Here is a 24832-nt window from a genome sequence, read left to right as displayed (position 1 = left end):
GGTTTTCTTGTCGGCGGCTCTGCTCCGCCGATTTCGTTTCTCTGATAGCCCTTATGAACAGCCTCTACCAATCCACGATCCAGTCCCTGCCACTGCTCGGCCGCGGCAAAGTGCGCGACAACTACGCCGTCGGCGAGGACAAGATCCTGATCGTCACCACCGACCGCCTGTCCGCCTTCGACGTCGTCATGAACGAACCGATTCCGGGCAAGGGCATGGTGCTGAACCAGATGAGCGATTTCTGGTTCGAGAAGCTCGGCCACATCGTGCCGAACCACCTGACCGGCGTTGCGCCGGAAAGCGTCGTGGCGCCCGATGAAGTCGGGCAGGTGCGCGGCCGCGCGGTCGTGGCCAAGCGGCTGCAGCCGATCATGGTCGAAGCGGTGGTGCGCGGTTACATCATCGGTTCCGGCTGGAAGGACTATCAGGCAAGCGGCAGCATCTGCGGCATCGCACTGCCAGCCGGCCTGCGCCAGGCCGACAAGCTGCCGCAGCCGATCTTTACCCCGGCCGCGAAAGCCGACATCGGCGAGCACGACGAGAACATCTCGTTCGCCGACATGGAAAGCCGCATCGGGGCGGACCTTGCGGCGCAAATGCGCGACATTTCGATTGCCCTCTACACCGCCGCCGCCGAATACGCGGCCACGCGCGGCATCATCATCGCCGACACCAAATTCGAGTTCGGCCTGGATGACCAGGGCGTGCTGCACCTGATGGACGAAGTGCTGACGGCCGACTCCTCGCGCTTCTGGCCGGCGGACTCGTATGCACCGGGCATGTCGCCGCCATCTTTCGACAAGCAGTTCGTGCGCGATTACCTGGAGACGCTCCATGACTGGAACAAGAGCGCGCCGGCGCCGCAGCTGCCGCCGGAGGTCATCGATAAAACCCAGGCCAAGTATTTCGAAGCCATCGAACGCCTGACCGGCGAAAAGCTGAAAGCGTGACGATGACAAGCGAAGCGAAACCGCTGGTGGGCGTGGTGATGGGTTCCTCCTCGGACTGGGACGTGATGCAGCATGCCTGCGTCGTGCTCGAGCAGTTCGGCGTGCCTTTCGAGGCGCAGGTGATCTCGGCCCACCGCATGCCGGACGAAATGTTCGCCTATGCCGAAAGCGCGCGCGCGCGCGGCCTGCGCGCCATCATCGCCGGGGCCGGGGGCGCCGCCCACCTGCCGGGCATGATCGCCGCGAAAACCATCGTGCCGGTGCTCGGCGTGCCGGTGCCGTCCAAATACCTGCGCGGCGAGGATTCGCTGCTGTCGATCGTGCAGATGCCCAAGGGCGTGCCGGTTGCGACCTTTGCCATCGGCGAAGCGGGCGCCGCGAATGCCGCGCTCACGGCGGTGGCGATGCTGGCCGCAACGGACGATGCCCTGGCTTCGAGGCTGGAGCAGTTCCGCCTGGACCAGACCGCCGCCGCGCGGGCCATGATCCTGCCTGTCTGAATGTCTGAATGTCTGAATGTCTGAAAGCGCGAAGAGCCGTTTGATGAGCAACGCTGCAACCAATTCTCCTTTGCTTCCCGCCGCCAACCCGCCGACCTGGCTCGGCGTCATGGGTGGCGGCCAGCTCGGCCGCATGTTCGCCCAGGCCGCCCAGGCCATGGGCTACAAGGTCGCCGTCCTCGAGCCGGCCGCCGTTTGCCCTGCCGGCGAAGTGGCCGAGCGCCTCGTCAACGCCGATTACGCCGATACCGTCGCGCTTGGCCAGCTGGCCGCGCTGTGTTCGGCGGTGACGACCGAATTCGAGAACGTGCCGGCCGACAGCATGAATCTGCTGGCGCAGGGCAGTTTTGTCGCCCCGGCCGGCGCCTGCGTGGCCATTGCCCAGGACCGCATCCTGGAAAAGCGCTTCTTTGTCGAATGCGCGCCAAGCTCCGGCGTGATGCCGGCGCCGCACAAGACCATTGCCTCGCTGGACGACATCGACGCCGTCGGCGACGCCCTGCTGCCGGGCATCCTGAAAACCGTGCGCATGGGTTACGACGGCAAGGGCCAGGTGCGCGTTGCCAGCCGCGCCGAGCTGCGCGCGGCCTTCGAGGCCATGCAGGGCGTGACCTGCCTGCTCGAAAAAATGCTGCCGCTGGCCTACGAGGTGTCGGTGCTGACCGCACGTGGCGCCGATGGCGCCTCGGTCGTGTACCCGATCGCCGAGAACGTGCACCGCGACGGCATCCTGTTTACCACCACCGTGCCTGGACCGAACGTGTCGCCGGAATGCGCCCGGCGCGCCCAGGATGCGGCGCAGGCGATCGTGGCCCAGCTCGGCTACGTCGGCGTGCTGTGCATCGAGTTCTTCGTGCTGGAAGACGGCAGCCTGGTCGTCAACGAGATGGCGCCGCGCCCGCACAACAGCGGTCACTACACGATCGATGCCTGCGTTACCAGCCAGTTCGCGCAGCAGGTGCGTGCGATGGCGAGATTGCCGCTGGGTGATTGCCGCCAGCATTCGCCGGCGACCATGCTGAATATCCTCGGCGACGTCTGGTTTGAAGGAGAAACCTTGCGCGAGCCGGCCTGGGACCGCGTGCTGGCGCTACCCGGCGCCTTCCTGCACCTGTACGGCAAGACCGAGCCGCGCCGCGGCCGCAAGATGGGCCACGTCACCTTCGTGGCGCCGACCCTCGACGCGGCCACCTCGCAATTGCACGCGGCCTGCGCCATCCTCGGAATCGCGCCGTGAACGAACAGCTCGACCAGGCCGCGGTCGAGGCGGCGGCGCGCGCGCTTGAAGCGGGCCAGCTGGTCGGCTTCCCGACCGAAACCGTCTACGGACTTGGCGCCGATGCCGAGAACCCGGCGGCGGTGAGCGCGATCTACGCCGCCAAGGGCCGCCCGCAGGATCACCCGGTGATCGTCCACCTGGCGCCGGAAGCCGATCTGGCGCACTGGGCCTGCGAGATTCCGCCGCAAGCGCACGCGCTGGCCGAAGCATTCTGGCCGGGGCCGCTGACCATGATTTTAAAACGCGCGCCGAACATTCCGAGCGGCGTCAGCGGCGGCCAGGACACGGTCGGCCTGCGCTGCCCCGCGCATCCGGTGGCGATTGCACTATTGCGGGCATTCAAAGGCGGGCAGGGCGGGGTGGCGGCGCCGTCGGCCAACAAGTTCGGCCACGTCAGCCCGACGACGGCCCAGCACGTGCGTGACGAATTCGGCGCCGATGGATCGGTGGCGCTGGTGCTCGACGGCGGCGCTGCCCAGGTCGGCATCGAGTCGACCATCGTCGACCTGTCGCGCCTGGCTACCCACGGCCCGGTGCTGCTGCGTCCTGGGCAGGTCAGCGCCGAAGCGATTGCAGCCGTCATCGACCAGTTGCCGAGCGCGCCGGATCCGCAGTCCGACCCGACTGCGCCGCGCGCCTCGGGCACGCTCGAATCGCATTACGCGCCGCACACGCCGGTGGCGATGCAGGACACTGACACGCTGGTCCAGACCCTGGCGCGCATGGGGGAGGCAGGACGCAAGGTCGCCCTGATTCACTATTCCGACTTGCCGGCGGCCCACGCTTGTGAGCGCCTGCCGGCCACGCCGGAAGGGTTCGCGCATGCGCTGTACGCGGCGCTGCGCGCCATGGACACCCACGGCGCCGACCTGATCCTGGTCGAAGCCCCACCCCAGGACGGCACCTGGCTCGGTGTCAACGACCGCCTGCGCCGCGCCGCGCACGGCTCGACCGGGATCGTGCACGGCCTGCTCAACCGCGACGCTTCCTGACATCCCGGGTGGACGGGGCCTTACCCCGTATCAATTGCCCCACACGCATATCTCTTAAAGCATTCCTCTAAGGCAATGCTTGCTATAATTCTTTGGCTGGCCGGCCTCCCCGCGTGCCTAAAAAATATCTAATTCCCCTCAGGAGACACAATGCGTCACACCAAATTTGCGCTCGCGCTGCTGGCAGCGGCTGCGCTCGCCGCTTGCGGCGGCACCGATCCCGCCCCTGGCGACCAGACCCGCGCCGTCAAGTTCAGCCAGCAAGTGACCTTCGGCGACAGCCTGTCGGACGTCGGCACCTATGCCGTCGGCGCCATCGCGGCAGCCGGTGGCGGCCAGTACAACATCAATGGCAAGAATACCTCGGTGAATGCCGAGTACACCGGTTTGAACTGGACCGAGGTCCTGGCTGCCGAGCTGGAGCTGCCTGCGCCTTGCGCCGCCCAGACCGGCCTGCAAGGCCTGGATAACGCGAATCCTGCACTCGACTTCAACGTCGCGATCGTCAACAACGCCAACTGCTTCAATTATGCCCAGGGCGGCGCCCGCGTGACCGATCCGATCGGTCCGGGCAACCGCGCCATCAGCCCTGAACTGGGCCAGATGACCTTGCCGGTCGTGACCCAGGTGAAAAATCACCTGACGAAAACCAGCGGCAAGTTCAGCGGCACCGAACTGGTGACGATCATGGCTGGCGGCAATGACGTGCTGATGCAGCTTGGCGGCCTGAGCGCTGGCGCCACGGCGGCAGGCACCGCAGCCGGCCAGAAGGCCTTCCCGACGCTGCTCGTCAGCGGCCTGGTGCCGCTGGTGACGCCGTCGAACCAGGCCATCGCCCAACAGTCGATCGGCCTGGCGATCCAGAACGCCGCGCTGGCAGGCGGCAACCAGACGGCCATCGCCAACGCCGCCGCCATTGCGGCGATCAACCTGGGCGCTTCGCCGGCTGCCGCGCAAACCGCTGCCACCAAAGCCGGCACTGACGCCGCGGCCGAGGGCGCCAAGGCCGGCGCCGCCTATGCCGCCCAGCAGGGGCCGCTGCTGGTCGCCGCACTCGGCAAGGCTGGCGCCGAGCTCGCCGCCATCGTCAAGACCGAGCTGCTCGCCAAGGGCGCGAACTACGTCGTCGTCAACAACCTGCCGGACGTTGCCGGTACCCCGTCGGGCAAGTCGCAGAGCGCTGAAACCCAGGTGTTGATCAAGGCCATGGTCGACGCCTTCAACGCCCAGCTCAAGGCTGGCCTGGGCGAGGACCCGCGCACCATCTACGTCGACCTGTTCACGGTGAGCGCCGACCAGGTGGTCAATCCTGCGCCTTATGGCCTGACCAACACGAGCGCACGGGCCTGCACGACGGCCTCGTCGCTGACCTGCACGAGCAAGACATTGTCGGCGCCGGACGTCAGCCATTACATGTTCGCCGACGACATTCACCCGACCCCCTTCGTGTACAAGCTGGTCACTCGTTATGTCCTGAAAGACATGGCCCTCAAGGGCTGGCTGTAAAGTCGACAATACAAATAAGAATCTGGAGAGATAATGAAAAACCGTTTGAATAGCGCCGTCAAGATGCTGGTAGCTGCGAGTGCGCTGGCGTGCGCGGCGGGCGCGTCGGCCCAGTCGGCCGGCCAGTGGACCGCAAAGTTCGGCTTCAACGAGCTGACCCCGAAGGTCGAGAGCGGCAACGTGTCGGCGCCGGCCCTGCCCAACACCAGGGCCGACGTCAAGGGCGACATCCAGCCGGTGCTGATTTTTACCTATGGCCTGACCGACAACATCTCGCTCGAGACCGCGCTCGGTACGCCGTATAAGAACACGATCATCGGCGCCGGTTCGGTTGCCGGGGTCGGCGAAATCGGCACCGTCGAGGCACTGCCGCCGACGCTGTTCGCGCAGTACCGCTTCTTCTCGCCAAGCGCCATGTTCCGTCCTTATGTGGGCATCGGTGCAACCTATGTCCACTTCATGCGCGAACGTGGTTCGGCCAAGCTGAGTGCGCTGCTCAATCCAGGCGGCGAGCCGGTGACTTTCAAGATCGACGACAAGTTCACCTACACCGCCCAGCTCGGCCTGGCGATGAGCTTCAGCGAGCGCTGGTTCGCCGACGTCACGGTCAACAAGAGCAAGCTGCGCACCGACGTGCACTTCTCGACCGGCCAGACCCAGTTCATGAAGCTCGATCCGGTGGCGGTGGTGCTGGCCGTCGGCTACAAGTTTTAAACTGAATTGATCGAACAAAACCGGCAGCGCTGCCAGCGCCGCCGGTTTTTTTTTCGCCTCTTCATCAGTGCAGGCAGGACGCGTAGGCCGTGAAATGCTCGCCGCTCAAGGCGCGTTCGTACAGGTAGCCCTGGTAGGCGAAGCAGCCGGCCTGCGACAGCCATTCGCGCTGGCCCTGGGTTTCCACGCCTTCGGCGATCACCTGCAGGCCGAGGCTGCCGCCGAGGGCGATGATCGAGCGCACGATCGAGGCGTCGTTGCGGTCGGTGAGCACGTCGCGCATGAAGGAATAATCGATTTTCAGCTGGTCCAGCGGCAGCTTGCGCAGGTAGGCCAGCGACGAGTAGCCGGTGCCGAAATCGTCGAGCGAGAAGGTGATGCCGAGGCGGCGCAGGGTTTCCATCGTTTCCACGGTGTGGGCGAAGTCGGTCACCACCAGCGTTTCCGTCAGCTCGAACTTGAGGCCGTGCGGATCGACGCCGGTGGCGGCCAGGATTTCCTGCGTCATCGCCACGAAATCGGGTTCGACGAACTGGCGCGCGCTGACATTGACCGACAGCGAGAGGTGCTTCGTTACCGGGTTGCGCTGCCATTTCGCCAGTTCGATGCAGGCCGTGCCAAGCACCCAGCGCCCGATCTCGACGATCAGGTTGGTTTCTTCGGCTGCCTTGATGAATTCGGTCGGGTAAAGCACGTCGCCGTTCGGCAGGCGCCAGCGCACCAGCGCCTCGGCGCCGATCACGCGGCTGTCGCCGTCGAGCTGGGGCTGGTAGTTCAGGATGAATTCGCGGTTGCGCAGCGCGCGCCGCAGGCCGTTCTCGAGTTCCGAGCGCGCATTCCACTTGGCCTGCATGGCGGGGTCGAAAAAACGGAAGGTGTTGCGGCCGGCCGCCTTGGCCTGGTACATCGCGGTATCGGCCTGCTTCAGGGCCGACTCCACCGTGTCGAGCGCGCCGCTGATCATCGTCACGCCGACGCTGGTCGAGACCGAATACGCGAAGTCCGCCAGCTGGAAGGGCGCGCGCATGGCCGCGACCACCTTGGCGGCCACGGTTTCGGCCTGTTTCGCGGCGGCGTCGAGCGTTTCTTCCTCGGGCTGCACCAGGATCACGAATTCGTCGCCGCCGATGCGGGCAACCAGGTCGCTCTCGCGCACGCTGTGCTCGAGCCGGCGCGCGACGGCCTGCAGCAGCATGTCGCCGGCCGCGTGGCCATGGGTGTCGTTCAGGGTTTTGAAATTGTCGAGGTCGAGGAACATCAATGCCCCCAACTTGCTCGAACGCGCGCTGCCGAGCAGGGCGCGGCGCAAGTGGTCGAGCAGGCTGGCGCGGTTCGGCAATTCGGTCAGGGCATCGAAATACGCGAGCCGGTGGATGCGCTCCTCATTGCTCTTGCGTTCGCTGATATCGGTGCTGATGACCAGGATTTTCTGGGCCACGCCTGAGGCGGGGTCGGCCGCCACCACGGTCCAGCGCGTGTCGACCTGAATCGAGCTGCCGTCGCGCCGGTGCTGCAACAGCTCGCCCCCCCATTCCCCCTCGACGACGGCATGGCGGAAGGCGGCGCTGAAGGCTGCATGGTTATCGCACAGCAGGTCCTGCATGCGCTTGCCTACCGCCTCGTCCGCTTGCCAGCCGTAGAGCCGTTCGGCGCCCTTGTTCCAGTAGGTGATGCGTGAGCCCATGTCCATGACGAAAATCGCATCGCGTGCCTGGTCCAGCAGGGATGCCTGTTCCAGCGCCAGCACGTCGGCGCGCCGCAAGACCGTGATGTCGGCGATAAAACCTTCCAGCGCCACGACATTGCCCTGCTCGTCATGGACGGCCGCGCCTTGTTCCCAGGTCCAGCGCAGCTTGCCGGCGGCCGTGGTGATGCGGTAACTGAGCTGGAAAGGACGGCGTTCGCGAATGGCGGCCTGCGCGTCGACGGACACTTGCGCGCGGTCGTCCGGGTGGATCAGGCTGGCGAACGACATCGCACCGTCGCCCGTGAAGGCCGAGGCAGGGTAACCGGTGAGTTTTTCGACGCCGGCGCTGAGGAACTCCATGGTCCAGTCGCGGTCGTCCAGGCAGCGATACACCACGCCAGGCAAGTTGCTCAGCAATAGGTCCAGCGACAACGCCGAGGCGTCGTGCGACCGCAAGTTTGGCGATACGTGTTGGTTTGATGAGTGCATGTTCCGCGCGCTTGAGGTAGGTGGAACATCAGCTGGACGACGCTTGATCTACACACATGGTAACGCGAAAATTATGTCAGTTCGTTATGACAATACAAGTTTATTTCATGCGTTGTCAAAATGATACGTGCCATTTATGCACCATGAATGACTTAACACAACAGCGCCCACAGCCGCTTGCGCGGTCAGTGGGCGCTAACATCGCTTGCCTGCCGGAAGGCCTCAGAACGCGGCGATACCGGTCTGGGCGCGGCCCAGGATCAGGGCGTGAATGTCGTGGGTGCCTTCATAAGTGTTGACCACTTCGAGGTTGACCATGTGGCGGATGATGCCGAACTCGTCCGAGATACCGTTACCGCCGAGCATGTCGCGCGCGGTCCGGGCCACGTCCAGCGCCTTGCCGCAGGAATTGCGCTTCATCATCGAGGTGATCTCGACGGCGGCGGTGCCTTCGTCCTTCATGCGGCCCAGGCGCAGGCAGCCCTGCAGGCCGAGGGTGATGTCGGTCTGCATGTCGGCCAGCTTTTTCTGCACCAGCTGGTTGGCCGCAAGCGGTTTGCCGAACTGGTGGCGGTCGAGCGTGTACTGGCGTGCGGTGTGCCAGCAGGCTTCGGCCGCGCCCAGCGCGCCCCAGGCGATGCCGTAGCGCGCCGAGTTCAGGCAGGTGAACGGACCTTTCAGACCGCGCACGTCCGGGAAGGCGTTTTCTTCCGGGCAGAACACGTTGTCCATGACGATTTCGCCGGTGACCGAGGCGCGCAGGCCGAACTTGCCGTGGATCGCCGGGGCCGACAAGCCTTTCCAGTCCTTTTCCAGCACAAAGCCGCGGATCGCGCCTTCGTCGTCCTTGGCCCAGACCACGAACACGTCGGCGACCGGCGAATTGGTGATCCACATTTTCGAGCCGCTCAGTGCGTAACCGCCCTCGACCTTGCGCGCGCGGGTGACCATCGAACCCGGATCCGAGCCATGGTTCGGCTCGGTCAGGCCGAAGCAGCCGATCCATTCGCCGGTGGCCAGCTTCGGCAGGTATTTCTGCTTCGTTTCCTCGTTGCCGAATTCGTAGATCGGCACCATCACCAGCGAGGATTGCACGCTCATCATCGAGCGGTAGCCGGAGTCGACACGCTCGACTTCGCGCGCGATCAGGCCATAGGCGACATAGTTCAGGCCAGGGCCGCCGTACTGTTCGGGAATGGTCGGGCCGAGCAGGCCAAGGTCGCCCATTTCGCGGAAGATGGAATTGTCCATGCGCTCGTGGCGGAAGGCCTCGAGTATGCGCGGCTGTAACTTGTCCTGGCAGTAGGCGGCGGAGGCGTCGCGCACCATGCGCTCGTCATCGCTCAGCTGGCTGCCCAGCAACAGCGGATCGTCCCAGTGGAAGGCGGCCTTGCGTGGCGAATCGGAGTGGTTCATGGATCGTCCTGGTCGGTGTCGGTTCTAATGAGGGATCATTATAGAAAAGGCATGGCGGCCCATCTTTTCAAACTGCGACAGCCATTTTCATTTTCACTCGGTGCTGCCGAAGCGCCCGGAGTGAAACAGCAGGCCCGGCTGCGGCTGCACGGCGCAGTCCTCGACTTCGCCCACGAAAATCACATGGTCGCCTTCGGGATAACGGCTTCGGTTGTGGCATTCGAACCAGGCGGCGACCCCGCTCAGGATCGGCAGCCCGGTGCGCGACAATTCATAGTCGATGCCCTCGAAAGGATCGCTGTCCGTGCGCTTCGAGAAGCGCAGCGCCAGCGCTTCCTGGCCAGCAGCGAGCACGTTGATGACGTAATGCGAATTGCCGCTGAAGACAGGCATGCTGTTGGCGCGCGCGCCCAGGCTCCACAGCACCAGCGGTGGGTCGAGCGAGACGGAATTGAAGGAACTCGCGGTCAGGCCGCGAAAACTGCCGTCCGGCAGGCGCGTCGTGATGACGGTGACCCCGGTCGCGAACTGCGACAGCGCCTGGCGGAAATGCGCAGAGTCGAAATCGCGCACCGTGGCGGAGGGAGAGCGTGTGTTCATCGAAGCATTATGCCATTGCCGACTGGCAGATGCCGGCACGGCGCGTTACCCCGTACTTCGCGCGGACGTATTGCGCCGGCATAAGGCCAGGCTTTGCGCTAGCATAAGGTCATCAAAAACAGCGATGGGGAACAGGATGAGCGAGCAAGCGAGGGAAGTGGCGATCCTTGGCGGCGGATGTTTCTGGTGCACCGAAGCGGTCTATCTGGAAGTGCGCGGCGTGACGCGCGTCGAATCGGGCTACATGGGCGGGCACGTCGTCAATCCCACCTACGAACAGGTGTGCAGCGCCGGCACCGGCCACGCCGAGGTGGTGCGCCTGGAATTCGATCCGGCCGTCATCAGCTACCGCGACATCCTGGAAATCTTCTTCACGATCCACGATCCGACGACCCAGGACCGCCAGGGCAATGACGAAGGGCCGCAATACCGCTCCGTCATCTTTTACCAGGATGCGCAGCAGGAAGCGACCGCGCGCCAGGTGATGGCGGAGATGGCCTCGGTATGGGACGCGCCGCTGGTAACGCAGCTGCTGCTTGAGGAGACCTGGTACAAGGCCGAGGAATACCACCAGAATTACTATGCCCAGCACCCGATGCAGGGCTATTGCGCCTTCGTGGTGGCGCCGAAGGTGGCGAAGTTTCGCAAGACTTATGAGCACTGGAAAAAATAACCAGGGCCTCGGCGGCCCACGTTACGGCTGCAAGCGGCTTTTCGTCCAGCTTCCATCCGGCTGCCGCGTGTAGACAATCCGGTCATGGAAGCGCGAGCGCCGTCCCTGCCAGAACTCGATACGTTCCGGCACCAGCCGGAAGCCGCCCCAATTGTCCGGACGTGGCGGCGCCTCCCCGGCGCCTGCCTCGACCGCTTGATAATTCTGCTCGAGGGCCGCGCGGTTGGCGATCGGCGCGCTTTGCCGTGAGGCGATCGCGGCCAGGCGGCTTTTCAAGGGCCGGCTGTGGAAATACCTGTCGCTTTCTTCGGGCACGGTCAATTCGACCCGGCCTTCGATGCGCACCTGGCGTTCCAGTTCGCTCCAGAAAAATAGCAGCGCCGCATGTGGATGGGCGCGCAGTTCCTCGCCCTTGCGGCTGTCGTAGTTGGTGTACCAGGTAAAGCCGCGCTCGTCGAACTGCTTGACCAGCACGATGCGCGAACTTGGCCGCCCATCGGCGCCCACTGTGGCGACATTCATCGCGTTCGGCTCGTTCACCTGGGCCTGCAAGGCTTGCTCGAACCAGCGCGTGAACTGCAGCATCGGATCGTCCAGCACATCGTCTTCGTCCAGGCTGGCCTGGCCGTAATCCTTGCGCAGCCCGGCAACGGCGTCGCCCACGGCCTGCGGTGCCTGCGCTGGCGTACCGCTTGCACCGCTATCGGCGCCGATGCCGCGGCGGCGCGCCATCGCCTCGCCCAGCTGGCGCATCTGGTCGCCCGAGAACAGGCGCAGCGCCATCGGCGCCACCGTGCTTTCCTCGCGCTCCATGTGCGCCGTATAGCGCTGCACGAAGCGCTGCACGGCGGAGGTCGACAGGGCGCCCGCACTACCTGCGGCAATCGCGACCAGCTGCTCGTGCAAGTCTTGCCAGAGCGTGTCCATGTCCTTGTGGTCTTGCAGGATCACCGGCACCAGCGCCTGCAGGGTGGCGGCGTCCTCGCCCTGGGCCACCGCGCGCAGCATCGGGATCAGATCCTGCTCTTCGTCGGCGTGGTGCAGGTGCGATGCCTTCTCGAAATACTTCAGCACGGCGCTGGCCGCCTGGCGCGCCCCTTCGTCGGCGCCATGCTCGGGCAGGTGCGACAGCAGCCGCTCGAGCGTTGCCAGCTGCTTGCGGATGCGATCGTGGCAATGCTTGAGCACGGCAATCGGCTGGTCGAAACCGGGGGCAGTGTCAGGAAGGAAATCGTTCATTGGCGTAATTTTGACAGGGGAAAGTTTTTTGATTAATTAAGAGCTATTTTAGGGCAGTTGAGAAAGATGGGTCCGGTAAAATGGCCGGATGACGACGATCGATACCCACATCTTTGCCCCTGCACCTGACGACGAGGTCGACTTCGAGCACCGCTTCGGCGGCATTGCCCGTCTCTACGGCGAGCGTGCGCTGGAACGCTTCCGTGCGGCGCACGTTTGCGTCATCGGCGTTGGCGGTGTCGGCTCCTGGATCGTCGAGGCACTGGCGCGCAGCGCGGTTGGCCACCTGACCCTGATCGACCTCGACAACGTGGCCGAATCGAACATCAACCGCCAGATCCAGGCCTTGAGCTCGACCATCGGCCAGCCGAAGATCGAGGCGCTGCGTGAACGCATCGCCCAGATCAATCCCTTCTGCCGGGTCACGCTGGTCGAGGATTTCATCGAGCCGGACAACATCGTTCGGATGATCGGGGCCAAGGCCTCTGGCTCGCCGCGATTCGATTACGTGGTCGACGCCATTGACAGCGTCAAGGCGAAAGCAGCGCTGATTGCCTATTGCCGCGAGCACAAGCTGCCGATGATTACCATCGGCGGCGCCGGCGGCCAGATCGACCCGACCATGATCGAAGTGCGCGACCTTGGCCGCACCGAGCAAGAGCCGCTGCTCAAGAAAGTACGCAAGCTGCTGCGCGCCGAGTATGGCTTTTCGCGCGGCGAGAAGCAGAAATACGGGATCGACGCCGTGTTCTCGATGGAGCCCTTGCGCTATCCGGAAGCGGAAGATGCCTGCGAGATCGGTTCCAGCGTCACCGGCCTGAACTGCGCGGGTTTTGGTTCGAGCATGGTCGTCACCGCCAGCTTCGGGATGATCGCGGCCGGCCATATCCTGCGCAGGATGGCCGAGGCGGCCGAGCTCGCGGCGCCCGCTGCGCCTGCCTCAGGGCTTGCCGCTTAACGCTTCAGGCAGCGTTGCTGGATTGCGTCCTCATCCGAGTCGTCAACCAGCGTTTCACACCAGCCGTTTGCCAGCCGCGCACGCCTGCATGAGCTGCTCCAGCCGCTTGCTGCGCGTTTCTTCCCGCTTGGCCTTGGTGATCCAGTGCAGGGTGGTTTTGCGGTAGCCGGGCGGTGCTGCCTGGAAGTAAGCCCAGGCCGCCACATCACGCTGAAAGCGTTCGCGCTCTTGCTCCGCCAATTCGGGAACGTCGCTCCGTTCGTGTGCATAGATGCCGGATTTCGTTTCGAGGCGCAGTGCAAAAGCAGCTTCTCCCGCCGGCTTCATCTTTCCCTCGGCACGCGGCTTGTCCATCTTGGCGATGTTGACCACGCTCCAGATCGAGGATGCCTTGCGTGGCGTGAAGCGGATGGAGTAGCTGTCCTCGTCGATGCGCTTGCGGCGGCCGTCTATCCAGCCGAAGCACAGGGCTTCGTCGACCGACTCGGACCAGCTCATGCAGGCCTGGCGTGAACCGACCTTGTGGAAGCCGACAAGCAGTTCGGTGGCGCTGGCAGCATGGATCTCGAGCCAGGCGCGAAAGGCCCGGGCTTCGACGAAAAAGGTGGGAGTCATGTCAGCCATGATGTTCTCACAAATGGAGTAGGTCCGAGCCAGGGCTGGCAAGGACTGCTATTGGTCGTTAGCTGCGTGGCGCAGCCCAACAAGTGCTTTTTGCTTTTCGAATTGCTGGACCATTCTTTCGTTAGCGTTCGCTGGGCACGTCCGCAAACGATCCGAACCAGACATTCCGATGTCGGGGCACGCCGTTAATCAGCCATCAGTGCTTACGCCAACTTGGCGCGCAGGCAGACGATTTCGCAGGGCGGTTGAAAATTGCTTCCACGATTCTGTTACCTCACTCCACGCAGGCTTTTGAGCATACACGTGGAGCCGGGAGTCCAAATAGTCCGACATTTCGTTGAAACGGCCTAGCAGGAATAGCACCACGGCTATACGTTCGGGGTACCCTCCAAGCATCTCTTCTTTCTCGCGGAACAAGCCGAGCAAGGCCTCAAGATTCGCGTTTTCCCTCATCCAAGGCAAGCCGAACTTGATTACTGCTTCAGCCAGGCGGCGAGCTTCGTCCTCGGGAGGTTGCGACTGCTGAAAACTGAAACCATCGATGTCTGGTGCAAGTTCGCCCAGATGAAGCGCCGCCGTGGCGGTTTGGCCAAGGAGATATTTCGGTTTGCGGTAGGTGTCAAGTTCGTACCACAGCCGCATGATGGAGACGCAATGCACACCTATGAACGGATTAATGCGCCATGTATCGCCTACCTTGCATCTATTCAAACCCACCCAACCGTAGGTGTCGGCCGAAATGGGAAACAAACGCGTACTTTTTCGTGGAAAGTGAAAACCAGAGGAGGCGAGTGCCAGATTGCACGCAAGCTCTACCTCATCAATAAACTTGTTTTTCATTTTACTGAGCCTACCTCCCTGGCTGGTCCTATTAATCGACTTAAGTCACGCCTAGGAAGATAACTAAGAGCGCCTGGCAAAACCTCCATAGCTGCGTTGCAGCTCCTCGCCGTACAGTCGTACTGTCGTCGTCGCCGCACCGGGTGGCCGTATCCCTTGCTCTGAAGGGTTCGTTAGACGCTCTAAAACGGCTGTCGATTTATTTTACAGTAAGCGTATTTGAGATTGTGTCATCGTCATTTTCGTCAAGAAACGATTCTGCAAGTCATTGAAACGGCTGATTTTATCGGAATTGCATAGAGCATGGCCCAGGACTTGCTTTAAGCTAATCAAATTAATCAAATCAACCGATGACTTTCGACATTCGTCGATACGGTCATTCCAACCTAGGAGCTACTCCGCGATGAATACACGTTTCAAAACCAAAGCCGCCAGTCTTGCCGTCGCTGTCGCCGCTACGCTGTTTTCCGCCGTTCCTGCTTTCGCCGTCCCGATTCTGGGTTTGACCGATACGAATTCGCTATTTACCTTCGACAGCGCTACTCCTGGGTCGCAGTCGTCGTTTGTCAGCGTTACCGGCCTCGCTACGGGAGAAACTCTGGTCGGCATCGACCGCCGTCCGACGACGGGCGTACTGTATGGCGTCAGTAATCAGGGCCGCGTTTTCTCGATCGCAGCCAGTGGCGCGGCCACGGTGATCGGTACGGTTCCCGGCATCTCCGCCGGCACCGTGATCGGCATCGATTTCAATCCGGAAGCCGATCGTCAAAACCTGGCTTCGTTGCGGGTCATCACGAGCACCGGGCAAAATGGCGCGTTCAATGTCGGCACCGCCACTTACACCGCACAGACGGCTATCCAGGCTAACCTCACGTCGATTGCCTATTCGAACAACGATATTGATGCAGCCACAGCGACCTCGCTTTACTTCATTGATTCCCAATCGAACGACCTGAAGCTGGCAACCACCGGTTTCGCCAACCCGACGATCACGACCGTCGGCGCCCTCGGCTTCAATGCCGGTAATATCGGTGGCTTTGACATCTTCGGCGCATCCACCGCGTTCGCCGCGCTGCAGATCGGTAACGGCAATTCCAGCTTTTACTCCATCAATCTGGGCACCGGCTTTGCAAGCCTGCTCGGCGGCTTTAACCTCACCGGCAACGGCAACGTGATCGGCCTGACGTCGAGCGCCGCGGCTACAGCGGTGCCAGAACCAGCAACGATCAGCCTGATGCTGGCCGGGTTATTCGGTGTCGGCGCCTTCGCGCGCAAGCGCCGCAGCGCCGGCCGTTAATCTCGGCGCCAATCGGCGCTTGCAACCCAGCTTGCAACCCAGAGTCCCGGTTTTCCGGGACTTTGTCGTTTACAGCCGTGTGGAAAATGCAGCAAGGGCAGGGGCAATATTGCAAACGTAAGGCTTGCGGTGCCAGCCGACTGACAAGGCAATTTTGAAGGCGGCGTCTGGCCGAAGGAGTCTACCGGTGAAGGACCGCGATCGACTGCGCATTCTGAACGTCCTAAATTTCTTGCAGTATTCTGGAAGAGATCCTAGGCTCATTAGCCACAATTGCATCTACTAAATCAAACAGATTTGGCACCAGACCTTCCTCAAGGAGCTGCCTGCGAGTCAGAACCTTCCCTAAGGCTTCACTATCCCCCCAAGGTGCTTGCTCCGGTTCCAGAACGGTGTAAATCAGTTTTTCCCCATCACTTCGGCAAGACACCACTCCAAGACCTGCAAGATTCGCACCTTGCTGATCTAAGGCACAAATCCCTAGGGTAAAGCGCGATTCGTGTCCATCTGCCCAGCGGTATCCGTAGTGCGCAAGTTCGTGGGATTCAGACTTCAGTACGCCTTCGCCTTCATACACCGACCGTCCGCAGCAGTGGCATGAACTCGCTTCTTCCTCTGTAATCACAGCAGTCGAAATCGACATTTCTTCCATATGTAATCCGTTGTTTCGTTATGTCTGTTTCCGGCCGAAGCGGACCTTCGCGCGCCGAGCAGGAATATACGGAAGGGATCCGACAAGCAAGTATGGTGGACGAAGGAAGACTGGAGCCTGTTCTGAGTTCATCAATTTTCTGCTCTAGAAACCGGGACGGCTTGGCCTGTTAAAGAACCTCCACTTTTGGCCGATTGCAGACGTATTGTAGCGTCCTCTTACGGACCCTGAGCAGACCCTCTGGTTACCTACTATCTTTAGTTCTTACCAGGTAGGACGACCGACTAAGCCGCCGCAGAACCCATGAGAGCCCGAGAAAAGGTAGCGCCATTGCCAGCGTTAGAAGCAATGCCGGAACTAGAGGCGCATGCATCCAAACAACTACGCCGAAGAGATAAACGACGGCTCCAAGTGCCGTCACAACGTTCAGCAAGACCCCAGCTATCCAAGCTAGCTTTCCGAAGATTTCTTTCATGGCTCGTGAGTGGCGTCCCTGTGTCAAAAGAGGAGCGCGAATAGCGTGTCAAAGGTCCGCTTCTGCCCGATTGCCGACAGCCGAACAGCTAAATACGAGTAAATTAGAACATGTTAGTTCGCACGACAGCATCATTTACAGGAGCGCTTTTTGCCGAGTGCTTCCATTTGCTCTGTTGTCATGGTACTAGGCATCGGTTCGTCGATAGGAAATCCGTCGGTACCCAAGGCTGCCCGCTTAGGCAGAGGCTCGTTAGGACAGGCCGGGACAGAAACGGGAAGCGAACTGGCAAGCTCGAACAAACGAGCTCGCATTGGATTACGTGCCGCGTTGGGTTCAAGCCAAATTTCGTAATAACGCCGTCCCTCGAGCCATGAGAGGACTGAGACCGATCTCCCGGAACTGGCTTGGAAGACCGACAACCGGGCCGGCAAGCCGTTGACGCGTTCGGGCTCGTCCTTAAGGTCACGCCACATACTGGAGCCGTCTGCGGACATATCGTGCTCAAAAAGAGTCAATTTGTAGCCCTCGGGAGAACGAAATCCGCGATACAAGCGCGACTGCGTGTCCGATACAGTCTCTGGGCGGCCACCGAGGCTGTCAAGCTTGGCGAAAGACGTATTACGCAAGTCGGCCGGCTCAAAGTCTAACCCAAGAGTTGCGGCAGCCATCGGAAAGAATGTGACCGAGTAACGCTGGAGGTTTGCTTCACACACGCGTAAGAATCCATTGGTTTTTTCCTCGGACTCGCGCTGTGCTTTTTGCTTTGCAAAGCCAACCGCACTTGGCGGAAGTCCAAGACCGCAAAGTTCAGCACCAGCCAACTGAGCATTTGGAATGGCTCTAATAGCTACTGCGAGACTAATTACGCAGGCGATTGATGCCCAAAATAAAGTGAACAGAGGGTGCATCTTCATTTGAGTCCAGTCAGGTTTGTGCAGTACTGGCAATCGCCCTGCGCATGTAGTTCAATCCGTGCTTCACGCGGTCGTTCCGTCATCAAATAACGATAAACTCAGGGTAGATTTGAAGACTTTCGTATTGCGTTGAATTGTCGTGCAGGCGCAGCTGCAACCCGTTCTGAAACCTGATCTCCATGGTCTGCTTGCTTAGCACGGCGTAACTATCGACCGTCTCGCTCAGGAGCTTTTGAAACGCGGTAGTAGTCCAGTTTCGCTCTTCGTCCCACGTAGCAACCAGCTTCTCGCCCTCGAACACCTCAACCAAGCTTTGAACACAGATTCTGGTTCCTGAGCCGAAAAGGAATTGGACGTCATACCGCCCGAGACAGATCTGCTGTATCTCCGATTCGACGACACTGTCCAGCTTAAAATCTTCCGAAAAGCCGTGCATTCGATTCCTTAGTTTGCTGGTAGCTCAACGTCCGCTCCTGGGCGAAAGCGGACGTGTTGTAGCGTCCGCTTTCGACCCGAAGCAGATGCACATGACGTTCTACACTCTTATACTCAAGGTAACCCGGTTCTGCTGAACCAATTAAGGGCGGCCTCCTGTTCCTGATCCAGCTGGCCCCAGTTTTTGGCGTCGCGACGGTTGAGAGTATGACCTCCATCGACTACCCTTCTAATAGTGACGTCTCGGCCAGCAACTAGAAGTTTCGCCGCCACAATCTCCTGAGAAATTGCTGGTACCGAATCGTCTGCAGTGCCGATCGCAATATAAACCCGCGCCCTGCTTTGCAAAAGCAACGCGCTAGGGTCAACGGAGAAAAAGCTAGTCCACCTTTTATAGGGGTGACCCCAAGCGAATTTCGTCCCGCTGCTCGGATCGCTTTTTATCTCTGCTAAGTTCTTCTCGATTTCTGCCAAGCATGCAGAAGCGTTGAAGCAACTACGGTAAGCCTGGGTGATAAAGTCAAAAAGCTGGGTCGTACCTGAGCCACTCATAAAGACAACGTCAGTGATTGATGGGTCGTTCGCCGCCATGGCGGAAGCCATTACGGCACCCTCTGACGAGCCGAAAACAAGCGTGCGATGGCGATCAACTCTTCGAAGTTTTCGGGTGTCGTTGAGGGCTGCCTGTAGCGCGATTCGCCAACTTTCCGCGGTGAAGTCTGAATTGAATGCATCGCTACACCCCGGGGCCTGGCCAGCCTTTGCAACCAACCCGGAGAACGGCTTCTCCACTGCAATAACGGTGAACCTTCCGTCTCGCGCGAATTTCTCTAAGTTGTAGACAGAGCTCGATGCGCCTCCTGCTCTCATCGTTAGCACTGGTGCGCATCCCGACCCTTGAATGACCAGCATGATTGGCTTGGGTTCACTTGTCGGGAGACTGACATAATATGTAATATCTCGATTTAACGTGTCGCGAACCACATGTTGTTCGAATGGCGTACCAGCGATCGGACCTTCCATGGCGAGAGCAGGCTTCGACAAAAAGCAAGTAACTGCCAATAAGATGTAGAACTGCCAAAGATTTTTTTTGCGGCTCAATTTTTTTCCAGTCACGGAACCTTAACTCCTAAATAAACCCGATTCTGTCCCTAGCTTTTGCAAACCGGTTAAGCAAATTCTGGTTGTGGCCGAAGGACGAATTTCGCTCTTCTCGACGCTGGTTGCGATGGCCTATTTCAGTGTCCGCTCCTGGCCGGAAGCAGACCTACTGTAGCGTCCGCTTCCGACCTGAAGCGGACGTAGCATGACGAGCGAAATGCCGCCTACGACGATGCACAGGGTCAAACTCGATGAGTAGTGCTCGCTTTGTTTAGGTAAGTTTGCCACTTTATCGAAAGCCCAAATCGATAGGATAAGACCTCCGAGTCCAATCAAGGAGTACAGATAAGCATCCCGTCTATCGTTCGTCATCTTCCTCAAGCGCGTCAGTGTTTAGTCAAGTTCAGGCGTTCGTTAGTGCGGGTGCTTGATGTCTACCCTCGGCCCGATAGCAGACCCCCAATATAGCCCAGTGTACGAGCTCGTTGCCATAAGGACAAGGAACAGGTTGGCCGCCGCTGTTGGGCTATTCTTGGCGTGGTAGGCTTGCTATTATTAAGTATTGAAATCCTGTCATTGAAAGACTTCTCATGATGCGTCGCACCACCTTTGTTGCCCTGCTGCTTGCCGCTGCTGCAGCCCACGCCCAGACCGGAGCGCCGGTGGCCACACCGGCCGCCGTCACCCCGGCCAACACGCCGCAAGCTGCCACCGCCGCCGACCCAGCCATGGCCACGCGCCAGCAGGGCGTGCAGAGCGCCGCCGACGGCGCTGCGCCAGCCACGCAGCCGGCCACTACCGGCCAGGCAACGGCGACCAGCCCCGAGGCCGTTGCCGGCGCCGCCCAGCCGGTTGCGCCGGCCGCGAGCGGGCCGCAGCTCGAGATCGTCGACCGTGTCGTCGGCAAGGGCAGGGAAGCGACGAACGGCTCGCTGGTGCAGGTCAATTACACGGGCTGGTTCCACAAGCCCTACGCGAAGAACGGGCGTGGACGCAAGTTCGACTCGTCGCTCGACACCGGCCGTACGCCGCTCGAATTTCGCCTCGGCAGCGGTACCGTGATCAAGGGCTGGGAGCAGGGCGTGGCCGGCATGAAAGTCGGCGGCAAGCGTACCCTGGTCATCCCCAGCCACCTGGCCTACGGCAAGCGCGGCGCACCCGGCGGCATGATTCCGGCGGATACCGACCTGATCTTCGATGTCGAATTGCTGGGCGTGAAATAAACCGGACTTTTATATCACTGCGGGGGAAAGCGATGCGCGTTGCAAACGATGTCACTGAACTGATCGGCAACACACCACTGGTCAGGATTCGCAAGCTGGGAGGGCAGGGCGGGGCCGACATCCTGGCCAAGCTCGAATACCACAACCCCGCGCACAGCGTAAAGGACCGTATCGGCCTGGCCATGATCGAGGCGGCCGAGGCGGCCGGCAAGATCGGCCCCGACACCGTCATCGTCGAGCCTACCAGCGGCAACACCGGCATTGCGCTGGCGATGGTCTGCGCCGCGCGTGGCTACCGTTGCAAGCTGGTCATGCCGGAAACCATGAGCAACGAGCGGCGCATGCTGCTGCGGGCGTATGGCGCCGAACTGGTACTCACGCCCGGCCCCGAAGGCATGCTCGGGGCGATCCGCCGCGCCGAGGAAATTGTCGCTGGCGACCCGCAGGCCTTCATGCCGCAGCAATTCAACAACCCCGCCAACCCGGATGTCCACCGCCGCACCACGGCCGAGGAAATCTGGCGCGATACCGACGGCAAGGTCGACATCGTGGTGGCCGGCATCGGCACCGGCGGCACGATTACCGGCGTGGGCGAAGTGTTGAAGGCGCGCAAGCCCGGCTTCCAGGCGATTGCCGTCGAGCCCGAGGCATCGCCGATGCTGTCGAAAGGCACCAAGGGCCCGCACCCGCTGCAGGGCATCGGTGCCGGTTTCGTGCCTGCCGTATTAAACACCGCCATCTACGACGAAATCATTGCGGTCAGCAACGAGAATGCCTTCGAGACGGCGCGGGCGGCTGCGCGCGAGGAGGGGCTGCTGGTCGGCATTTCCTCGGGCGCGGCGCTCTGGGCCGCGCTGCAGGTGGCGCGGCGGCCCGAGAATGCGGGGAAATTGATCGTGACGATCATTCCGTCGTTTGGCGAGCGTTATCTTTCTACGGCGCTGTTCGCCAATCTCGCGGGGTAATTCTGTCTTGTACGGCCTGGAGTCGGGACTCCACCCTACGAAGGGCTGTGCAGCGTAGGGTGGCGTCCCGACTCCACGCGGTTGCAACGAAAAAAGGCCGGGAACGCGAGTTCCCGGCCTTTTCCCATTTCAGGGCCGGTCAGTCCGCCGTTTCCACGAACACCGCCGTGGTGCGCGCCGGGATCGTGAACTTGCCGTCCGCCGCCGTGTAGTTCGACGTCTTCACGGTCGCGTCATCCGATTTGCGCTGGACCTTGTGCAGCGACAGGCGCAGCCCCTTCAGCTCGGGAATCGCGATCGACTTCGCTTCCTTGTCGACGTTGAACAGCACGACTACGCTGCGGTAATGCGCGCCTGGGTAGCGGGTCGGCTGGTTGCCGTCGATGTGCATGACGACCAGGCCAGGCAGCTGGTCCGGGCCGGTGTTGTGGAAGCGCAGGCGCTCTGTCACATCCTGCGCGGTGCGCAGGCGGAACAGGCTGGTGTCCTTGCGGATGGCGAGCAGGTCTTCGAAGGCCGATTTCGCGGACACGATGGCGGCGGTGTCCGGCTTGATCAGCGCGTTCTCCAGCACCGGCGCCATGATGCTCCAGTTGTCGCGGTTCGGGCCGGCCATCGGCAGGCCGACGCCGAAGTTGTTCGACGTGTAGCTGTAGTCGAGGCGGTTGAACCAGTCGCCGGCGTTGTAGCTGTCGCGGTCGAGCGATTTCGAGCGCAGCAGCTCCTGGCCGGCGTGGATGAACGGGATGCCCTGGGCCAGCAGGACGACGGCTGCGCCCAGGTTCTGCACCCGCACCCGGTCGGCCAAGGAGGTCGATTGCGGCAGGCGGAAGGCGTTGATGTCGAACAGCGTCTGGTTGTCGTGCTTCTCGACGTAGTTGATCGCCTCCGAAGGGCTGGCGGTGTAGCCGGCCTGCTGGCCGAAATAGTCGATCTCGCTGTTCCTGCGCAGCGAACCAAAACGGTCGACGAAGCGATAGTCGCGCAGCGTGCCCGACAAGCCCACGCGCACCATGTCGGCCAGGCGCAGCACATCGTCGCGCGACTGGTTGGCAAGGTGGTTCGGGTCGTACCAGGCGCCGTTGACGAAGCCCTGCTGGCTGATCAGGTTCTGGCCGCCGTCGCAGCAGCCGCCGCCGCGCATCGCATCGCGCAGGCGGTCGTTGAACGAGCCGATGCCGCTGCCGTACAGGTTCGACTGGCGCGCCTGCACGAAGCGCGTGTCGTTGCCGACGGCGCCGAAATTCCAGCCCTCGCCGTATAGGTAGACCTCGCGGCCGGCGGCGCGGTTGACGCTGGCTTTCAGCTGCGTCATCAGGTTCAGCGGCGCAAAGGCCATCAGGTCGAAGCGGAAGCTGTCGATCTTGTATGCCGACGCCCACAGCGACGCCGAATCGATCATCAGCTTGCCCATCATCGTGTGTTCGGCGGCGGTATCGGCGCAGCAGCTGTCGTTCAGGTTGGCGCCGTTGGCGTTCAGGCGGTAGTAATAGGTCGGGACGATCTTGTCGAGCACCGACAGCGGCCCCTGCTGGGACGAGCTGGTATGGTTGAACACCACGTCCATCGTCACCCGCAGCCCGGTTTCATGCAGGCTCTGCACCATCGCGCGGAACTCGCGTACGCGCGCTGCGCCATCGTTGGCATCGGTGGCATAGCTGCCTTCGGGGGCGTTGTAGTGGACCGGATCGTAACCCCAGTTGAAGCAGTCGCTGTCGCGCACGGCGTCGACGGCGGCCTGTTGCGCCTCCGAGCTCGGGCCGGCATCCGGAATGCTTGGTGTGACGCAGCCCGCTTCGTTGAGGTTGGCGATGTCGAAGGCGGGCAGCAGGTGCACGTGCGACAGGCCCGCCTTTTCCAGCGATTTCAGGTGGCGCATGCCGCGCGACTCGAGGTCGGTGAAGGCCAGGTACTTGCCGCGGTGGCCGCTTGGCACCGACTCGTCGCTGGCGCTGAAGTCGCGCACATGCAGTTCGTAGAGCGAGATGTCGCTCGGGTGCGCCAGTTTCGGCAGACGGTGATCATCCCAGCCGCGCGGTTTCAGCTGCGCGCTGTCGAGGTTCGCGACAAAGGAGCGGGCGCTGTTGGCGTTCAGGCTCAGGGAATAGGGGTCGGTAACGGTATTGGTGACCAGCGCATTGTTGGCCCAGCGCGACAGCACATTGACCGTGTAGGTGTAATAGGCGCGGTTGGTCCAGCCGGCGCCGGGCGCGGTATAGCTCCACACGCCGCTGGCCGGATCGAGGCGCATCGCGACTTGCGTGCTCCTTGGCGCGTTCGCATCCGGATAGATGTCGAGCGCGACCGATTTCGCGGTCGGCGCCCAGAGGCGGAAGGTCGGCACGCCCGAGGCATTGAAACTGACGCCCAGCTTTGCACCGGCAGCCTGCGCGCCAAAGGCGTCGTCGAGCATGCCCGCGGTTTGCAGCGAAGTCACTTGTACCAGCTTGCCGGCGCCATCGAACTGCGCAAGGGCGAACTGGCCGCTGGCCAGGGAAGCGACGCTGGCGGCATCCGCCTCGCGCAACTGCAGGCCGGTGGCGCCGGCGAGGTGACGGAATTTTGTGCGTACGGCTTCCGGCAGCGGCGCGGCCGCCAGGTCGAAGCTGCGGTCGGCGCCCGTCACGCCGCCCAGGCTCGAACCCAGGCCGCCGTTCGCGGCGTAATACAGCTTGAAGCTGGCGTTGGCGGGTACGCCAGGCCAGGCGATGGTGTTGGTGGCCAGCCAGTGGGCGCTGGCGTTGGCCAGGTTGCCGAAGCTGATCGCCGGCGGCGCGGTGTAGACGGTGCAGTCGCCTTCCAGCAGCCAGATCTCGTGGCCTTTGGTGGCGACGTCCGGATTGAATGGTGCGCCCTGGTCGGCGCCGCAGTTCTTGTTGCCGCTGCCGTCGGTCACCAGGAACCACATGGCGGTCTTGCCGGCGGCCAGCGGGATATCGACGTAGCCGCCGAAGTCATCGCTGCCGGTGAACATGAAACGGTCGGCGATCCACGCCGAACTCGGGTTGGCGGGGCCGTCCCACGAGTACACGCCCCACTGGGAAGCGTCGTTCTGGACGCGCCGGAAGTGCACCCGGATGGTGTTGGCGGCGACCGGCGCCACCGCGCTGGCGCCTGCCTGCTGGGCCCAGGCGGTGGATACCGGCAGGCCGGCGCCGGCACCCAGCAGCAGGCTGCTGCATACGGCAAGGCGCAGGCTCATTCGTGAAGTCAAACTACGTCTGTTGCGCATCATGTCTCCTTCTTCATTGTTTTTCATTGGTAGTCGTCGCAACAGAGCGCACATTGGAAATTAATTGT

General features: G+C 62.0%; 22 protein-coding genes. 11 read left to right on the top strand and 11 right to left on the bottom strand.

What is annotated here, in order from left to right; all coding sequences use genetic code 11:
* Positions 1-53: 53 nt before the first annotated feature.
* From AC56KZ_RS09990 to AC56KZ_RS09965, 6 genes are all read left to right on the top strand, one after another.
* Positions 54-950: a phosphoribosylaminoimidazolesuccinocarboxamide synthase gene (locus AC56KZ_RS09990; protein ID WP_497161999.1), complete on the top strand. Its 897-nt coding sequence runs from the start codon at positions 54-56 to the stop codon at positions 948-950.
* 2 nt (positions 951-952) lie between these two features.
* Entirely contained in the window at positions 953-1450 is a 498-nt protein-coding gene (gene purE, locus AC56KZ_RS09985) for a 5-(carboxyamino)imidazole ribonucleotide mutase (RefSeq protein WP_497162133.1), read from the top strand.
* Between the two features lie 43 nt (positions 1451-1493).
* Entirely contained in the window at positions 1494-2687 is a 1194-nt protein-coding gene (locus tag AC56KZ_RS09980) for a 5-(carboxyamino)imidazole ribonucleotide synthase (protein WP_497161998.1), read from the top strand.
* Complete coding sequence (locus AC56KZ_RS09975; RefSeq protein WP_497161997.1) at positions 2684-3721, top strand: L-threonylcarbamoyladenylate synthase; 1038 nt, start codon at positions 2684-2686, stop codon at positions 3719-3721. Before AC56KZ_RS09980 ends, AC56KZ_RS09975 begins: the two co-directional genes overlap by 4 nt.
* Before the next feature lie 150 nt (positions 3722-3871).
* The gene (locus AC56KZ_RS09970; protein WP_497161996.1) at positions 3872-5227 is read left to right on the top strand and encodes an SGNH/GDSL hydrolase family protein; all 1356 of its coding nucleotides are present in this window, start codon (positions 3872-3874) and stop codon (positions 5225-5227) included.
* 33 nt (positions 5228-5260) lie between these two features.
* Complete coding sequence (locus tag AC56KZ_RS09965; protein ID WP_497161995.1) at positions 5261-5941, top strand: OmpW/AlkL family protein; 681 nt, start codon at positions 5261-5263, stop codon at positions 5939-5941.
* Between the two features lie 64 nt (positions 5942-6005).
* On the opposite strand, the gene AC56KZ_RS09960 is transcribed toward AC56KZ_RS09965, so the two are convergent.
* The 3 genes from AC56KZ_RS09960 to AC56KZ_RS09950 form a co-directional block, all read right to left on the bottom strand.
* Positions 6006-8045, bottom strand: a complete 2040-nt coding sequence (locus AC56KZ_RS09960) for a putative bifunctional diguanylate cyclase/phosphodiesterase (protein WP_497161994.1) — start codon at positions 8043-8045, stop codon at positions 6006-6008.
* Between the two features lie 294 nt (positions 8046-8339).
* Entirely contained in the window at positions 8340-9533 is a 1194-nt protein-coding gene (locus AC56KZ_RS09955; RefSeq protein WP_497161993.1) for an acyl-CoA dehydrogenase, read from the bottom strand.
* Between the two features lie 93 nt (positions 9534-9626).
* On the bottom strand, positions 9627-10133 hold the full coding sequence (locus AC56KZ_RS09950) for a flavin reductase family protein (protein ID WP_497161992.1): 507 nt from the start codon (positions 10131-10133) through the stop codon (positions 9627-9629).
* A 136-nt stretch (positions 10134-10269) separates the two neighbouring features.
* On the opposite strand from AC56KZ_RS09950, the gene msrA reads away from it, so the two are divergent.
* Positions 10270-10806 (top strand): peptide-methionine (S)-S-oxide reductase MsrA, encoded by a 537-nt coding sequence (msrA, locus tag AC56KZ_RS09945; RefSeq protein WP_497161991.1) that lies wholly within the window; start codon positions 10270-10272, stop codon positions 10804-10806.
* Positions 10807-10827: 21 nt separating this feature from the next.
* Here msrA and pdxH read toward each other — a convergent pair whose 3' ends face one another.
* Positions 10828-12045, bottom strand: coding sequence for a pyridoxamine 5'-phosphate oxidase (gene pdxH / locus AC56KZ_RS09940; protein WP_497161990.1), 1218 nt, complete (start codon positions 12043-12045; stop codon positions 10828-10830).
* A gap of 88 nt (positions 12046-12133) precedes the next feature.
* Here pdxH and tcdA point away from each other — a divergent pair, with 88 nt between their 5' ends.
* Complete coding sequence (tcdA, locus tag AC56KZ_RS09935; RefSeq protein WP_497161989.1) at positions 12134-13003, top strand: tRNA cyclic N6-threonylcarbamoyladenosine(37) synthase TcdA; 870 nt, start codon at positions 12134-12136, stop codon at positions 13001-13003.
* A 54-nt stretch (positions 13004-13057) separates the two neighbouring features.
* Here the strand turns inward: tcdA and AC56KZ_RS09930 are convergent, their stop codons facing one another.
* Together AC56KZ_RS09930 and AC56KZ_RS09925 are read right to left on the bottom strand one after the other, a co-directional pair.
* The gene (locus AC56KZ_RS09930) at positions 13058-13627 is read right to left on the bottom strand and encodes a YdeI/OmpD-associated family protein (RefSeq protein ID WP_497161988.1); all 570 of its coding nucleotides are present in this window, start codon (positions 13625-13627) and stop codon (positions 13058-13060) included.
* A gap of 189 nt (positions 13628-13816) precedes the next feature.
* Positions 13817-14467 (bottom strand): hypothetical protein, encoded by a 651-nt coding sequence (locus tag AC56KZ_RS09925; protein WP_497161987.1) that lies wholly within the window; start codon positions 14465-14467, stop codon positions 13817-13819.
* A 403-nt stretch (positions 14468-14870) separates the two neighbouring features.
* Between AC56KZ_RS09925 and AC56KZ_RS09920 the strand changes: the two genes are divergently transcribed.
* On the top strand, positions 14871-15764 hold the full coding sequence (locus AC56KZ_RS09920) for a DUF4394 domain-containing protein (protein WP_497161986.1): 894 nt from the start codon (positions 14871-14873) through the stop codon (positions 15762-15764).
* 223 nt (positions 15765-15987) lie between these two features.
* On the opposite strand, the gene AC56KZ_RS09915 is transcribed toward AC56KZ_RS09920, so the two are convergent.
* The 4 genes from AC56KZ_RS09915 to AC56KZ_RS09900 form a co-directional block, all read right to left on the bottom strand.
* A complete protein-coding gene (locus AC56KZ_RS09915) occupies positions 15988-16416 on the bottom strand; it encodes a hypothetical protein (protein WP_497161985.1) in 429 nt (142 codons plus the stop codon).
* Between the two features lie 606 nt (positions 16417-17022).
* Positions 17023-17808, bottom strand: a complete 786-nt coding sequence (locus AC56KZ_RS09910) for a hypothetical protein (RefSeq protein ID WP_497161984.1) — start codon at positions 17806-17808, stop codon at positions 17023-17025.
* Positions 17809-17890: 82 nt separating this feature from the next.
* Positions 17891-18244 (bottom strand): hypothetical protein, encoded by a 354-nt coding sequence (locus tag AC56KZ_RS09905; protein ID WP_497161983.1) that lies wholly within the window; start codon positions 18242-18244, stop codon positions 17891-17893.
* Between the two features lie 113 nt (positions 18245-18357).
* Entirely contained in the window at positions 18358-19344 is a 987-nt protein-coding gene (locus AC56KZ_RS09900; protein ID WP_497161982.1) for an alpha/beta hydrolase family protein, read from the bottom strand.
* 590 nt (positions 19345-19934) lie between these two features.
* On the opposite strand from AC56KZ_RS09900, the gene AC56KZ_RS09895 reads away from it, so the two are divergent.
* Positions 19935-20567 carry an FKBP-type peptidyl-prolyl cis-trans isomerase gene (locus AC56KZ_RS09895; RefSeq protein WP_497161981.1) on the top strand — a complete coding sequence of 211 codons (633 nt, stop codon included), beginning with the start codon at positions 19935-19937 and terminating at the stop codon, positions 20565-20567.
* Positions 20568-20599: 32 nt separating this feature from the next.
* A complete protein-coding gene (cysK, locus tag AC56KZ_RS09890) occupies positions 20600-21532 on the top strand; it encodes a cysteine synthase A (protein ID WP_497161980.1) in 933 nt (310 codons plus the stop codon).
* A 139-nt stretch (positions 21533-21671) separates the two neighbouring features.
* Here the strand turns inward: cysK and pulA are convergent, their stop codons facing one another.
* The gene (gene pulA / locus AC56KZ_RS09885; protein WP_497161979.1) at positions 21672-24734 is read right to left on the bottom strand and encodes a pullulanase-type alpha-1,6-glucosidase; all 3063 of its coding nucleotides are present in this window, start codon (positions 24732-24734) and stop codon (positions 21672-21674) included.
* Between the last annotated feature and the right edge of the window lie 98 nt (positions 24735-24832).

The sequence above is a fragment of the Telluria sp. LT2P34 genome, assembly GCF_059685915.1.
The sequence above is the reverse complement of the archived record's forward strand: the minus strand, read 5'-3'. Positions and strand labels throughout refer to the sequence as shown.